At 62.3% G+C, this 14,581-nt stretch carries 13 protein-coding genes; 3 read left to right on the forward strand and 10 right to left on the reverse strand.

Features of this window, described 5'->3' with window-relative positions; translation table 11 throughout:
- Positions 1-31 precede the first annotated feature (31 nt).
- From AC4EEV_RS00235 to AC4EEV_RS00255, 5 genes are all read right to left on the reverse strand, one after another.
- Entirely contained in the window at positions 32-1,009 is a 978-nt protein-coding gene (locus AC4EEV_RS00235; RefSeq protein WP_018763806.1) for an ABC transporter permease, read from the reverse strand.
- 122 nt (positions 1,010-1,131) lie between these two features.
- Positions 1,132-2,805, reverse strand: a complete 1,674-nt coding sequence (locus AC4EEV_RS00240; protein WP_491329884.1) for an ABC transporter substrate-binding protein — start codon at positions 2,803-2,805, stop codon at positions 1,132-1,134.
- Positions 2,806-2,884: 79 nt separating this feature from the next.
- A complete protein-coding gene (locus tag AC4EEV_RS00245) occupies positions 2,885-3,955 on the reverse strand; it encodes a LacI family DNA-binding transcriptional regulator (RefSeq protein ID WP_018763804.1) in 1,071 nt (356 codons plus the stop codon).
- A 156-nt stretch (positions 3,956-4,111) separates the two neighbouring features.
- Positions 4,112-5,110 (reverse strand): aldo/keto reductase family protein, encoded by a 999-nt coding sequence (locus AC4EEV_RS00250; RefSeq protein WP_491329885.1) that lies wholly within the window; start codon positions 5,108-5,110, stop codon positions 4,112-4,114.
- Positions 5,110-6,618, reverse strand: a complete 1,509-nt coding sequence (locus AC4EEV_RS00255; RefSeq protein ID WP_491329886.1) for a glycoside hydrolase family 32 protein — start codon at positions 6,616-6,618, stop codon at positions 5,110-5,112. Before AC4EEV_RS00255 ends, AC4EEV_RS00250 begins: the two co-directional genes overlap by 1 nt.
- Before the next feature lie 955 nt (positions 6,619-7,573).
- Here AC4EEV_RS00255 and AC4EEV_RS00260 point away from each other — a divergent pair.
- Together AC4EEV_RS00260 and AC4EEV_RS00265 are read left to right on the forward strand one after the other, a co-directional pair.
- A complete protein-coding gene (locus tag AC4EEV_RS00260; protein WP_491329887.1) occupies positions 7,574-7,891 on the forward strand; it encodes a MerR family transcriptional regulator in 318 nt (105 codons plus the stop codon).
- Between the two features lie 41 nt (positions 7,892-7,932).
- Positions 7,933-8,421, forward strand: a complete 489-nt coding sequence (locus AC4EEV_RS00265) for a GyrI-like domain-containing protein (RefSeq protein WP_461841096.1) — start codon at positions 7,933-7,935, stop codon at positions 8,419-8,421.
- A gap of 145 nt (positions 8,422-8,566) precedes the next feature.
- Here AC4EEV_RS00265 and AC4EEV_RS00270 read toward each other — a convergent pair whose 3' ends face one another.
- The 3 genes from AC4EEV_RS00270 to AC4EEV_RS00280 form a co-directional block, all read right to left on the reverse strand.
- Positions 8,567-9,949, reverse strand: a complete 1,383-nt coding sequence (locus AC4EEV_RS00270) for an MFS transporter (protein WP_491329888.1) — start codon at positions 9,947-9,949, stop codon at positions 8,567-8,569.
- Between the two features lie 223 nt (positions 9,950-10,172).
- A complete protein-coding gene (locus AC4EEV_RS00275; protein WP_491329889.1) occupies positions 10,173-11,300 on the reverse strand; it encodes an L-talarate/galactarate dehydratase in 1,128 nt (375 codons plus the stop codon).
- 187 nt (positions 11,301-11,487) lie between these two features.
- Positions 11,488-12,552, reverse strand: a complete 1,065-nt coding sequence (locus AC4EEV_RS00280; RefSeq protein WP_491329890.1) for a neutral zinc metallopeptidase — start codon at positions 12,550-12,552, stop codon at positions 11,488-11,490.
- Positions 12,553-13,011: 459 nt separating this feature from the next.
- Here AC4EEV_RS00280 and AC4EEV_RS00285 point away from each other — a divergent pair, with 459 nt between their 5' ends.
- Entirely contained in the window at positions 13,012-13,596 is a 585-nt protein-coding gene (locus AC4EEV_RS00285) for an NADPH-dependent FMN reductase (protein ID WP_491329891.1), read from the forward strand.
- A 121-nt stretch (positions 13,597-13,717) separates the two neighbouring features.
- Here AC4EEV_RS00285 and AC4EEV_RS00290 read toward each other — a convergent pair whose 3' ends face one another.
- Both AC4EEV_RS00290 and AC4EEV_RS00295 read right to left on the reverse strand, forming a co-directional pair.
- Positions 13,718-13,918 carry a hypothetical protein gene (locus tag AC4EEV_RS00290; protein ID WP_018761174.1) on the reverse strand — a complete coding sequence of 67 codons (201 nt, stop codon included), beginning with the start codon at positions 13,916-13,918 and terminating at the stop codon, positions 13,718-13,720.
- A gap of 183 nt (positions 13,919-14,101) precedes the next feature.
- Entirely contained in the window at positions 14,102-14,503 is a 402-nt protein-coding gene (locus AC4EEV_RS00295) for a VOC family protein (RefSeq protein ID WP_018761175.1), read from the reverse strand.
- Between the last annotated feature and the right edge of the window lie 78 nt (positions 14,504-14,581).

Raw genomic sequence — 14,581 nt, forward strand, 5'->3', positions numbered from 1 at the left:
GTCGGTCCCTTGGTTACTGTGTACGCACTGCTCAGTTGCTGCGCACGCGGGGGTCGAGGCGGACGTAGAGGATGTCCACCAGGAAGTTCGCCAGCAGCACGGCGGCGGTGATGGTCAGGAACAGGCCCTGCATAAGCGGGTAGTCGAGGCCTTGGACGGCGTTGAGGAGCTGGTATCCGACGCCGGGGTAGGCGAAGACCACCTCGGTCAGGAGGGCGCCGCCGACGACGAAGCCCAGGCCCATGCCGAAGCTGGTCACCGAGGGCAGCATCGCGTTCCGGGCTGCGTAGCGGAGCATGATCCGTCCGGGGCGCAGGCCCTTGGCTTCGGCCATGGTGATGTAGTCCTCGGAGTTCGTGGCAATCATGGTGTTCCGCATGCCCAACATCCAGCCACCGATGGAGACCAGCACGATGGTCAGCGCCGGTAGCACGAGGTGGGCGCCGACGTCACCGATGAACTCGGCAGTGAACGCCGGCTCCAGGCCGTCGGTGAACGCGTGGCGGATGGGGAACCAGCCGAGCACGACGCCGAACAGGTACAGAGCGCCCATTGCCAGCCAGAAGTAGGGGAACGATCCGATAAAGACCAGCACGGGAGGCAGGGCAGAGTCGAGGGCGCTGCCGCGGCGCCAGGCTGCCAGGATGCCCAGCAGGTTGCCCACGACGGCGGCAATCACCAGCGCGGTTCCGCCAAGCAGGAGGGTCCAGCCGATTTGGGATGAGATGACTTCGGTGACGGGGGTGGGGAAGCGTGTAATCGATACCCCCATCTGTCCGGTGAGGATGTTCTGGAGGTAGCCGGCGTACTGCTCCCAGATGGGCCGGTCGTCCACGCCAAGCAGCTTGCGCAGGGCTTCGAGCTGTTCGGGCTGCATTCTGTCCTGGGTGCGGGCAAACATGCGTGATACGGGGTCCCCGGGCATGAAGCGGGGGAGCAGGAAATTCAGGGTAATGGATGCCCAGAAGGCGATCAGGTAGAAACCCAGTCGGCGCAGGATGAAGCGCACGGTTTCCCTCCAATTCGGGAGTGGTCAAGATTGTGGGTACGCCCGACGGCCGGCTGATGGCATGTGCCAGGCCGTCGGGCGTGTGGTGTCTTGAGGGCCAGATGGGCCTCAGGGGCGGGGGACTACTTGCGCGGTTCCAGGCTGGTCAGCACCAGAACCGTGGTGGGTGCGCGAACCGAGAGGGTGGCGTAGGGGTTGTCCTGCGTGGGCCAGCCGGTGAAGCGGGTGTCATTGTATGCACCCCATTCCGGGCCGGAAAACAGCGGCACCACTGGTGCGGCGTCGTTGTATTCTTCCTGCAGCTTGTTGGCAATATCCTTTTGCCTGGACTGGTCAGTCGCTGCAGCGAAGTCGCTCAGCAGGGCATCAGCTTTGGGGTCGCCGAAACGGTGGTAGTTATCAGAGGCCTTGGTGCCCACCGGCTTCACCGATGCGGAGCCCATGGTGGTGTTGAAGTACTTGTACGGGCTGGGATCGTTGGCACTCCAGACGATGCCGGAGTCGAAATCACCCTTTTCGTACCCTGCCACCACGGCAGCCCAGTCCGGAGAGTCCACCTTCGCGGTTACGCCGACCTCCGCCAGGGTCTGGGAGATCACGTTGGCCACAGAGAGCCAGTCGGACGAGGTAGCACCCACGGAAATCTTGAACTCGAACGGTTTGCCGTCTTTGAGCGTGCGCTTGCCGTCGGGGCCCTTGGGGTAGCCCGCCTTGTCCAGCAGGTCGTTTGCCTGCTGGACGTCGTGCTTGGTCCACGTGCAGTTGTCCTTGACCTGGGTGTTCTTCCAGGTCTCGTAGTTGCCGGAGAGGCCGGTGCAGTCGGCCGGCTGCGCGTAGCCGCTCATGCCGATCTTGGTGACCTGGTCCCGGTCCACGGCCATGCTCAGCGCCTTGCGGACATCAACATCGTTGAAGGGCGCCTTGGTGGTGTTGAGCTGCCAGTTGATCATGGCACCGGTCGGAGGGAACCAGTAGTGCCGGTGGTCCTTGTCCTTCGAGACGAAGGTCTTTTCGATATTCGGGATGTACTGGGGCGCCCAGTCCACGTCGCCGTTGGCGGCGGCGAGGTTGGCGCCGTCGTTCCCGGCGAACGCGAGCATCTTGATGCCGGCAATCTTCTGCTTGTCCGGCTGCCAGTAGTTGGGGTTCTTCTTCAGCACGAAGGACTGGGCCTGGAAGTTGTCCACCTCGGTGTACGGTCCGGTGCCCACAGGTTTGGCGTTGGCGTCCTTTTCCGGATCGGCCAGCGCGGACCAGATGTGCTTGGGCAGGATGCTGAGCTGGCCGACGTCGTACAGGGCGGGGGACCAGGGCTTGTTGAAGTTGAAGGTGACCTGGTTGCCTTGCGCCGTCACGCCGTCGAGATACTCGTAGCCGCCCTTCAGCTTCTTCTGCAGCTCGAACGTGTACGCGACGTCGTCGGCAACGAACGGCTGGCCGTCGGACCACTTCACACCATCACGCAGGGTGAACGTGATGGACTTACCGTCGTCCGCGGCCTTCCAGTCGGTGGCCAGCCACGGCACCGTATTGCCCTTGGCCGGGTTGAAGACCAGGAGGGACTCGTAGATGGACTGCTGGACCATGGGGTTGACGGTCGGCGCGAACGGGTTGAAGTTCTGCACGAACGTGCCCATGTCTTCACGGGGAATGGTGAGGAACGCGCTGGCGTTGGCTGCGGCGTCGGTGCCGCCGGACTTGTTGCCGGTGGCGGCGCAGCCGGTCAGCAGCATCGCGCCTACCGCCAGTCCGGCCGCGGCAATGCGGGCGGACTTGAGGAACCTGGTTTGTGTCATGATGGGGTTATCTCTTCCTGTCTTCATCAGCAAGGTGAAGGGTGGGTTGGGGTTTTGCTCTTCGACGTTGATTTCGCGGTCAGACCGAAGAGCGTTCTAACAGCGGACAGTCGACCAACTGCTGACTGGCAGTGATCGGCTGTCCGGCTGTAAGGGCGGCGAGCGTCTGGACTCCCAGAGCGCCCATCTTTTCGAACGGCAACGCAACAGTGGTCAGCTTGGGCCTGAGGTAGGCCGCGATGAGTTCCTGGTTGTCGAAGCCGATCACGGCGATGTCACCGGGGATGGCCAGGCCACGTTCCTTGATGGCGTCGTAAGCCCCCATGGCCATACGGTCATTGAGGCAAAACAGGGCGGTGGGCCGGTCCTTGGCCGGGTACCGGTCAAGGATCTGACAGGCAGCGTCGTAGCCTCCGTCTGCCGTCGCATACCCGGCCGCCACGAGTTCCGGATCAAGCTCCAGGCCGGCGTCGGCCAAGGCCTCCCGGACGCCCTGCAAACGCCCAACAGCTGCCGGGATGCGGGGGTCCAGGTTGATCACACCGATCTTGGTGTGGCCGGCCTTGAGGAGGCGTTCGACGGCGACCCGTCCGCCCGCGCGTTCGTCAGGGACGATTGAGGGCAGCTTCCCGTCCAGGTCGAAACAGTTGACGAGCACCGTGGGCACTTCGTGCGCGCTGGGGGGCACATGGACGCCACGGTGGTGGGTTGCGGCGTACAGCAGGCCTTCCACCCGCTGCTCCAGCAGCTTTTCCACAGCAGCATCCTCCATCCCCTGGTTGGGGCCGGCCGCATCACCCTGGTCCGACGGGGCGATCAGGAGGAACCGGCCGTCACTCCAGGCCTGGTCCTGGGCACCTTTGATGATGTCCACGGCGAATGGGGCCGTGACGATCTCGGTGACGATCCCGTACCAATCGCTGCGCTGGGATGCCAGCGCCCTCGCCCCGGCATTTGGACGGTAGCCCAAAGCTTGAACCGCCTCAGCGATGCGGACCCGGGTCTCCTCCGAGATGCTGGCGTCTTCACGGTTGTTCAGCACGAATGAAACAGCTGTCCGGGATACTCCGGCATGCTTGGCTACGTCATTCATGGTGACGCCACGCTGCCGGGCAGTGCCGGGTTTGTCGGGGGAGGTGGTCTTCGCCATTGAATGCTCCAGAGGTCTTCGTTGAGCTGGGGTTGCCCGTGCTAATACGGAGGCAATGGGGTGAATCTAAGCCTAGTAACTCGCGTTACTTTCGGGCTGTGATCTAAGTTACCCGCGTTACTAGATGGTGTCAATACATTTCTTCAGCTGCTGCTGTTAGGGGCGGTCCTTGAAGGACTCGACCTTCCCGGGGTCTCTTTCGATGACGGGGCCGAGGATGTCATCGATCCTCAGGAGCATTTCCTGGTCGAGTTTCACTCCTGCGGCACGGACGTTGTCCACGAGCTGATCGGGCCGGGATGCTCCCACGATGGCTGCCGAGACGTTGGGGTTTTGGAGTACCCATGCAACCGCGAAAGCCGCCATGGACAGTCCCCTCTCTTCGGCCAGGGGCTTCAATTTCTGGACGCGGATGAGGATGTCCTCGTTGAGAAAGCGGTGGTCATTCTTCAGCTTGCCGTTGTCGCCTCGGAAGCGGGAGCCTTCCGGGGCCGCCGCGCCGGGGGTGTATTTGCCGGTGAGGACTCCCTGGGCGAGCGGAGACCAGCAGATCTGGCCAATGCCCAGTTCCTCGCTCAGGGGAACGATTTCCGGTTCGATGACCCGCCACAGCATGGAATACTGCGGCTGGTTGGAGATGAGCTGGACCCCAAGGTCCCTGGCAAGGGCAACGCCGGAGCGGATTTCGTCCGCCGTCCACTCCGACACTCCGATATAGTGTGCCTTCCCCGCCCGGACAATATCGGCAAAAGCCTGCATGGTCTCTTCCAGCGGAGTCTCGTAGTCATACCTGTGCGCCTGGTAGAGATCCACGTAGTCAGTCTGGAGCCGGCGCAGCGAGGAGTTAATGGACTCCATGACGTGCTTGCGGGACAGGCCGCGGTCGTTCCGGCCATCCCCGGTAGGGAAGTAGGCCTTGGTAAAGATCTCCACGCTTTCACGGCGTGTTCCCTTGAGCGCCACACCCAAAGCTTCCTCCGCCCGGGTTCCGGCATAGGCATCGGCAGTGTCGAAGGTGGTGATGCCCAACTCCAGTGCCTGTTTGACGCATTCCGTCGCAGCGGCCTGGTCGATCTGCTCGCCGTGGGTCACCCAGTTTCCGTAGGCGATTTCGCTGATGTACAGGCCGGAGGTTCCCAATTTGCGGTATTCCATTAGGCATCAGCCTTTTCGAAGTTGGTGAGTTGGAAAACTGCGTCGGCTGTGCCGCCGGTGGAGTAGAGAGTGAGGGAAGTTTGGGCTTGATCCGGGAAGATCAGTTCGGTCACCGAGACGAGCCCATCGTTGCCGAAGACCTCCGCTGAGCAATGGTCGACAAAGATCTGCAGGCGGTAGTTGCCATCCTTGGCTGCGGCAATGGGGGCGCGGCTGGTGGAGGCGAAGGCTTCGTGGAAGTCGGTGTCGCCGGAGTGGGTGCGGTCCACGACCAGGTCCCCGCTGCCGGCGTGGATCCCGATTCGTGTCCCGACCGTCCCGTCCGCTGACCCTCTGACCACAAGCCCGAACTCCTCGGCGTCACCAGGGGAGAAGGTGATGTCAATAAGCTGTACCGCAGTGCCGCCCTCAACGGTTGCGGGGCCGTTCAGGGCCAGCCGCTGCTCGGGACCGGGTGTCGAAGTTGCCCTCGCCTCCGGTACGGGGCGCTGCAGGAGCCGGGGTTGCCCGTTCACGGAAACGAGGGACACGTCCCGGACCAGGCTCATGGGGCTGCGCCAGGGCGAGGTGGGGATGTGGTTGGCATACTGCCAGTTGTTCATCCACCCGATCATCAGCCGCCGGCCGTCCGGGACGTTGCTGAACGAGACCGCGGCGTAGTAGTCCCGGCCCCAGTCCAGCCACTGGTAGTCGGGTACGCGCTCAGGGTCCTGCATCCCCGCGGTGAGGGTTGTCTCGGAACTGAACGTGACGCCGTCGAACTCTCCCACGAAGTACTGCCCTGCGGACCCGCCGTTGGGGCCGCCGGGGTTCATGTTCACCGTCAGGACCCATTTCATGGCTGAGGAGTCACCGTCCAGGGGCAGCTCGAAAAGGTCCGGGCATTCCCAGATGCCTCCCGTGCCATTGGCGGGGCCGAAGGTGCTGAGATATTCCCAGCTCTTGAGGTCTTGTGAGCGGTAGAGCAGGACGGTGAATTCATGGGCCTCCACCGCCACCATGACCCAATAGCTGCCCGAAGAGCCGTCGTAGCGGAAGACCTTGGGATCCCGGAATTCCGGCGAGTTCCGGGTCAGGACCGGGTTGCCGGCGTACTTCGTCCAGGAGTATCCGCCGTCCGTGCTCCACGCGAGGGACTGCGCCTGCGTGCCCTCGTGGAGGGAGCCCGGCTTGTACGCGCTGGTGTAGATGGCCACCAGGGGAGCCTTACCGTCCGCGCCGAATCCGCTGGTGTTTTCGGCGTCAACCACAATGCTGCCGGAGTAGATTTCCTCGTCGTCATCACAGGGAATCGCTACCGGTTGCTCCGTCCAGCTGACCAGGTCAGCAGAAGTCGCATGGCCCCAGGACATATTGGCATGGACGTTTCCGAAGGGGTTGTTCTGGTAGTACAGGTGGTAGGTGCCCTCGTGGAAGACAAGCCCGTTCGGATCGTTGAGCCACGTGTCTTTGGCGGCGAAGTGCATGGCCGGCCTGTAGGTCTCAACGGTGGTGGTAATGCTGTTCATTTGTTCTCTTTTCATGGCCGTGACTGAGGTCCGCGGACCTGTGGAGCGGGCGTGTGTTGGCGTAAAGGGAGCACCGCGAAATCGAACTGGCTGCAATTGCAGGAGTCGGGGTGCTCTCAGGTTCATCGCGTGGGGAGAGCGCCTGGCTCGACCTGAAGAAAGAATCTGGTTTGTGTCATGATGAGCTGTCTCTTCCTGTCTTCATCAGCAAGGTGAAGGGTGGGTTGGGCTTTGCTCTTCGATGTTGATTTCGCGGTCAGACCGAAGAGCGTCTTAGTACTGGACAGTCGATTACTGCCGGATGGCAGTGGTCGGCTGTCCTGCTGCATAGGTTGATGAACTTCCTAAGTGTTTGTTCCTAAAGACCCACGTCTACGAGGCTCCTTGGCGCCCCGTGTGCAGCAATAGCTACCTGGCGAAGCAATGTCTGAGAAGTTCCGTGCCCGGCTTTGGGAGGCGGTGTCCGCCATTGGATGCTCCAGAAGTCTTCTCTCTAACTGGACCTTGGCCGCTAGTGGTCTGGTCTTTCTATTAGTAACTCGCGTTACCTTGGTGCGTGATCTAAGTTACCCGCGTTAGCGGTTTGGTGTCAAAGGGTTTTTCCACATGTACGCCGTCGCCCACTGCATGGGGGTGTTGCCGGGAATGGCAGATTTCCCAATCCCGGCACCGTATTCGTGAGATACGTGCCAGCCTGTCGTTGACTGGAACGGGGTCGCGTACAGCCCTGGACGGGCGTCCCGGCGGCTCGTCGCTATAGCCGGTAGCCCTGAGAACCTCGATGGGCCTCATGTTCCGGCACGCCTGGCAGTGGCAGCATCGGCGCGGGTAGCCCAAGAGAGATGGACTTAGGCTACTTTTGGTCGGTACCCCGGCTGGTCGGTCGCAGCGCGCCGTCAAATGAGTCTTCGAGAAAATGGACTCTGACACGATGTCAGCGCGGAGAATCAGAGGCATGACCGATATCTCAAAGCTCATGCCCATCGGCCACTTCTCCTCGCTCAGCAGGATCAGTGTCAGGATGTTGCGGCATTACGACGCGAACGGAGTCCTCGCTCCGGCTGTTGTCGATCGAGCCACCGGCTACCGCTGGTATGCCCACGACCAGCTCCGCGAGGCAAGCGAAATCCGGCGGCTCAGGGACGTGGGCTTTGGTGTGTCTGCCATAGGGGCGCTCCTTGCTGCCCGGGGACCCCCGCTTACGCACAAGCCCTGTCCGCTCAGCGAGCGGCCCTTGCCGAGGAATCGTCAGCCGCCCTGCGACGGCTCGTAATCATTGAACGAATGCTGGACCAACAACGTCAGGAGGACGCCATGTCTACCATCTCGGCCCAACTCACCACGTTGCCCGAGCAAACCCTCATCACCCTTCGCGGGAGGGTGCCCGACTACACTGCCGAGGGCGAACTATGGGCCCGGTTCACGCCTGAGATCTCAGCCCAAGGGATTCGCGTCACGGGGGCTGGCGGGTGCATCGAACACGACGGTGAATACCGCGAGCATGACGTCGACGAGTCGGTCTTCCTTGAGGTAGCGCCCGATACCGAGGCCGCGGAGCCACTGAGCGTGCTGCACTTTCCCGCACGTCGCGTGGTGGCCGCTACAGTCACCGGGCCGTACACGGATGCGATTCCCCGGGCACATGAAGCGATCGCAGCGTTCATGGCCGAGAACGATTGGCGGCCGGCCAGGGAAGATGACGACCTCGCGACGCACCACTTCAACATTTATCGCAACGATCCGAGCCAAACGCCCGAAGCCGAGCTCGTGACCTCAGTGTTCATGCCTGTCGTGGAGGCATAGTCATATGCGTTCTCTGAAGGCAGCCAGGTGATTTGGGTGAGCGATCCAGTCGAACCCTGAAGGAAGCAGCGGCGAAGAGGAACCCGTGGCACGAGTCATCTTGCGGCATTCTCTTCGGCGAGTCGGGCTTGGGCGCCAGGGGAGTTTAGTTCTGTGCTTTGTCGTGGGTGAATTCGAGCCGCTGTACCTTGCCCATGATGAGGTAGCCGAGCAGAGCGACGGCTCCGTGGGCGCCGACGAACCAGAGGGCGACGTCGAAGTTCCCGGTGGCCGCGATGACGAATCCGATGACGATGGGGGTCACGATGCCGGCGATGTTGCCGAAGGCGTTCATGATGGCGGCGGAGACGCTGTTGGCTTCCTTGGGGGCCATGTCGGTGGCGAATGCCCAGCCCAGTGCCGCAACCCCCTTACCGAAGAATGCGAGAGTCATGAGCGTCACGATGAGGGGAGTGCTGTCGGTGAATGGGCAGAGCATGATCAGCATGGCCAGTGCCATGCCGGCAACCGACGGAATTTTCCGTGCCGCCGTGAGGGGGACTCCCCTGCGTAGGAGGAGGTCGGAGATGAATCCACCCAGTATGCCGCCAGCGAAGCCTGCGAGGGCGGGGATGGCCGCGATGAAACCGGCCTGCATGATGTTCAGGTGCCTGCTGCTGACCAGGTAGATCGGGAACCAGGTGATGAAGAAATAGGTAAGGGCGTTGACGGCGTATTGTGCCACGTAGAGACCCCAAAACATGCGGCTGGTAAAGAGCTGCTTGAACTGGGACCGGGTGATTGTCGCCTTCCGCTGGGAGAGGGTTGCCGATTCGTCGAGGTCGACCAGGCCTCCTCCTGCCCGGATGGATTCGATTTCTGTGGCGGAGACGCGTTTGTGCCTTGAGGGGACGTTCATCCAGCGAAACCAGACGACGGCCATGGCCAGGCCAAGGGCGCCCAGGACGTAGAACCCGATGCGCCAGCCGAAGCTGAAGGTCATCCAACCGATGATGGGGGCGAACATCGCTGTGGCGAGGTACTGGGCGGAGTTGAATACTGCCGTGGCTTGACCGCGCTCGCTGGTGGGGAACCACATGGTGGTAATACGTGCGTTAGCAGGAAAGGCAGGGGCCTCCACAAGCCCGAGGAACAGGCGTAGGGCGAACAGGATGCCCACCGATACCAGAACCGGTGTGGAGATAAGGCCGACGAAGCCCACCACGAGAGTGGCCGCGGACCAGAGCGCGAGGCTGAGCCCGTAGGTCTTTTTGGCTCCGAACCGGTCCAGCAGGTATCCGCCCGGAAGCTGCCCGACGACGTAGGCCCAGCTGAAGGCTGAGAAAACAAACCCGAGCTGGACTGATGTCATCCCGAGTTCTTTGGTCATGTCTGTTCCCGCGATGGACATGCTGCTGCGGTCTGCGTAATTCACTACCGTGACGAAGAAGATCAGCCCCAGCACAAGGAACCGTGTATGGGACTTGGTGCGTGCAGGACGTGCTGGTCCGGCTTCCTGGGTGGTGGATTGGATGATGGGATTGGACATCGACGTTCCTTATCGTGAAAAAAGCGCGGGGGTCGGGTTCACTGCGGCGTCAGTGGGCCGGGCCGGGACATCCGAACACTCGTGGGTTTAGTTGTCGGTGCTGCGCTGTGTGCCGCAGGGGGAAGCCGGAGCGTTGTGTGCTTCGGCCGTGTCGCCGTGGGCGCGAACGGCGGCAAGCGTGGGTTCTGTGGGCGCCGGCAACCGTGCGCGCCCGGAGCGGCAGTTACGCGCCGAAGGCCACGCTTTCGGTTGTCCAGGCGCGGGCTTGGTCGCTGAGGGTGATGCCGAGGCCGGGGCGGTCCGGGACGATCATCCGGCCGTCTTTGGTTTCGAGGCGTTCGTTGAACAGCGGGTCGAGCCAGTCGAAGTGCTCTACCCAGGGTTCGCGGGGGTAGGTGGCGGCGAGGTGGAGGTGGATTTCCATGGCGAAGTGCGGGGCTAGGCCCAGGCCGCGTTCGTCGGCGAGGGCGGCGAGTCGGAGGAATTGGGTGATGCCGCCGACGCGTGGGGCATCGGGTTGGATGATGTCGCAGCCGTTGGCGTTGATCAGGGCTTTGTGTTCGGCGACGGAGGCGAGCATTTCGCCGGTGGCGATGGGGGTGTCCAGGACGTGGGCGAGGTGGGCGTGGCCTTCGAAGTCGTAGGCGTCCAGCGGTTCTTCGATCCAGGCCAGGTTGAAGTCTTCGAGGCGGCGGCCCATGCGCAGGGCTGTGGCGCGGTCCCACTGTTGGTTGGCGTCGACCATCAGTGGGACGTCGGGGCCGATGTGGTCCCGGATGCCGGCGACCCGGCGGAGGTCTTCCGTGCTGTCCGGCAGGCCTACTTTGATTTTGATGCCGCCGATGCCTTCCTCGATGGACCGGCTGGCCCGGTCCTTGACTTCTTCGAGGGTGGCGTTCAGGAAGCCGCCGGAGGTGTTGTAGGTCCGCACCGAGTCGCGGTACGAGCCCAGGAGCTTGGCCAGGGGCAGGCCCGCGCGTTTTGCCTTCAGGTCGTACAGGGCGATGTCGACGGCGGCCAGGGCCTGGGTGGCGACGCCGGAGCGGCCCACGGAGGCCCCGGCCCACAGGAGTTTGGTGTAGATCCTGGCGATGTCGTTGGGGTCCTCGCCGATCAGGCCCACGGCGACCTCTTTGGCGTGGGCGTACTGTGCCGGTCCGCCGGCCCGTTTGGAGTAGCTGAAGCCGATGCCCGAATGCCCGAGTTCGGTGGTGATCTCGGCGAACAGGAAGACCACCTCGGTCATGGGCTTCTGCCGGCCGGTAAAGACTTTGGCGTCGCTGATGGGAACAGTGAGCGGCAGGCGCGCGGTGGACAGCTTGACGTGCCGGATCAGATCGACAGTACTCATTGACACTCCTGGGAAAGGGGGCAACGTTACCCCGCTCACATATAATACAAGCTGACAACTTGTATTACAAGATGCGCCGTCACTCCAGTCCCAGGGCTTTGACGATCTACTGGGTTCCACTGGGGGACCGGATCCTCCCAGGCCAGGCACCCTCGACGACACGGTGGCGAGCAGCCGAGGGAGCCCCCTATTTCCAGTAGGTGGAGATGCAGGCGAGGGGATCGCCCGATTTCGTCTCCGCCGTGCCGTTGTAGCCGGTCAAGAGCGCCGCCTTCCGTTCGTCTGCCGAGCCGTGCGGGGCCGTTCCGCCGGGGAGTGTGTCGCCAATGGACTCCAGGCCGGCAATGGCTTCTTCGTAGTCACCTGGCTCCAGCAGCCCTTCGTAATAGGCAGTGGCCATCCAATTGCCTGCGAAGCAGTCGGCTATGAGTTCAATGTTTTTTCCTTGCGGTGCGGCCGATATTGGCGATTCCGGATGCAATTTGTTGTAACCCAGCTGGATCGCATTCTGAACGTGGTGGCCGAACTCGTGGGCCACAAGTATGGCGGCAGCAAAGTCACCCTTGGTCTTGCTGTTGCGTTCGAAGACGTCCCCTGTCCACATCTTCTGGAAGGTCGTGACGGGGAGAATAATTGTCCCGTCATGTTGGCTGTCGCTGTCCTTGGGGCAGTAATAAGAGTTCGGATGATCACTGGTGAGGGGCACGGTGAAGCATTTGCTCGTGGTTGTCGTATTTGGCTCGATGAGGATGAAGTATACGGACGGTTGAGGCAGGCCAACTGAAGGGAACCACTTCGCCCATTGGTTTCCTACATCGTCCATAACGAAATTCAGGTACTGCTCCACGGTGTACGAGTAGTCGCTACCCGGGATGACCTGGCTTTGCGGAGGCGCAGCACCGAGCGGTGCATCACCCAATGGGTCGCTCTCGATGCAATGGCCCGGGTTAAGCCTGTCGGTGCTTGAGCAACTGACAGTTGCTGTGGCGGTTGGCGGTTGAGCCGTGGGGGTGACGGTTTGCCTTTGCGCTGTAGGGGTGGCGGCCGGCGTGGGAGTTTCAAATTGCGGTTGGGCCGTGGTGGTCGCTGGGATCGTTGCGGAATCCGCCGTGGGAGCGGCAGAGGTTGCTGGGCCGGCGGGTGGCCCTTGGTTGGCAGGTGTGGCGGGCTGCGAACTGCAGCCGGATATGACCAGGGCGAGAAATGCGGTCATCGAGAGAAACTTTGCGATTTTGCGGGGGAGCGAATTCATTGTTGCCTCCTGGCAATTAATGACGAGCTGAATTCGGTGGGGAGCCCCTGCACTCCCTGCGGCGGATGGGAAAACCTGGATATTGGGGCCATGAAAGGCCGCTTTTGGGTCCGCCAATTCTAAGGATCATTTGGCGCGTATAGCTATTGTCCTGCCTCCCTAATCTGTTTTGGGGGAGTTAACTGGAGATCTCCGTACAATTCCGGGTTTGACACGCGGGCGGTGTCTGACAGGCGCCGATACCTACAACAGCCCTGTCTCGAAGCATCAGCCCATCGGGAATGAACACCGCCTGGCGCTTCTCGGGCACGCCGAAGACGGCCGTCTCTCCAGGGCGCCGTCGGCGGTGGCATCCGAGGGAGGGTTCACCACTTGGCCGGCGCGGTGGTAACCGTGATGAAATAACGGCATCCGCGCCGGCGTTTCTTCAATGAGTGGGAGTACGGCCAGGAGGCGCCAATGACCAGGATCCAGGTCATCATGGGAACAACCAGGACGTGCCGCTTCAGCGAACGTGTCGCCCCTTGGGTGCAGCAGCGGCTGCGGGAGCACGGGTTGGACGTGGAACTGCTGGATCTCCGCGACTATCCGCTGCCGTTCTTCGACCAAAAACCGCCGTCCGTCACCAGGCGTGACTACCCAACCGAGGCAATCGCGGCGCTGGGCCGCAAACTTGATGAAGCGGACGGGTTCGTCATCATGAGTGGTGAATACAACCACGGCTACCCCGCAGTGTTGAAGAACGCCATCGATCACACCTTCATCGAGTGGCAGCGCAAACCTGTTGGCTTCGTCGGCTGGGGCGGCGTAGGGGGAGCCCGGGTGATCGAACAACTCCGACTGGTGGCCGTGGAACTTGACATGGCAGCCATCCGCCAGGCCGTGCACATCCTGCCTGACGTCATACGCCCGGCACTGAAATCCAAAGACCCTGCTGACTTCAGCGTCTTCGAGCCTATCGAGCCCCGGCTCAAAGCTCTCGCCGAAGGGCTCAAGTGGTGGGCCGAAACCCTCGCCAAAGGCCGCGCCATCGACTACGAATGACGGGCTTGCCGCACCCGTGACACGGGTCGTCGTCGGTGACGACGACATGCCTGGGCACCAGAACCGCCGCCTTCGAGACCGCCTGGTTAAAGCGCAAACCCCGCATGTCTACCTACCGGGTTTATTTGCCGCGTTCTGTGAACTCATCATCGAGTTCGTAGTGGCGGAATTCCGTTTCGGGATCCGATTCGCCCGTAGTGACGATTTCATGATCGAGCTGTCGCTGGATCCTGCTGTCCAGTACCTGAACATCGTTATCGGTCATCACTTCCAGATCCTCCGGGAAGTCGTCGTCCGGGGTGAGGCGCAGCTTGTCCGTCATCTCTTGGCCATCCTTCAGGTACTGTCCCGATTAATCGTGTGTGGATCAGTGTACTGGGGCCTGGCCGCAGGGCGCGCGGGTGTCCAGAGCGTCTCGACCCACCGGCCTGCGGATGGAACTCCCGGACCGACATCCGCGGCGTCGATCTGCTGACGACGAGGCGAGGTCACAGGTGTGCGTGCTTCAGGGTGCCGTCTCATAGCCGATGAGCCAGTGGAGCCCGTGGCGGTCGATGACCTGGCCGTCCGCCGCGCCCCATGGCTTCGGGCCAAGGGGATCGACCACCCTGCCGCCCAAGGCGAGCTTGTCGAACCACTGGTGAAGAACGGCAGGTACGGCGGTTCCCAGCAGCGAGAGCATCAGCCCCTCAGATTGGACAGCATTCTCGCCGGTGGCCGCGTCCGCCCCGGCCACGGCGACCGGGCCTGAGAGGACGCCGTGGGCTATGGCATCCGGTGGTCCGTCATTCCGGCTGAACTCCCGGTACGTGAACAAGGAGAGTTCGCCGCCGAAAACGTCCGCGTAGAAACCAAGTGCTTCACGCGCCGTGCCGGGGAACATGACATAGATTTGCGGCGCCGTCATGGCCCACAGCGTACACGGCGTTTCTTGCCCAGGGGAGCGAGAACACGGTGTCTGGGCGGATGTTGCCGGGGGACCGCG

Source organism: Pseudarthrobacter sp. MOO14, from assembly GCF_058267675.1.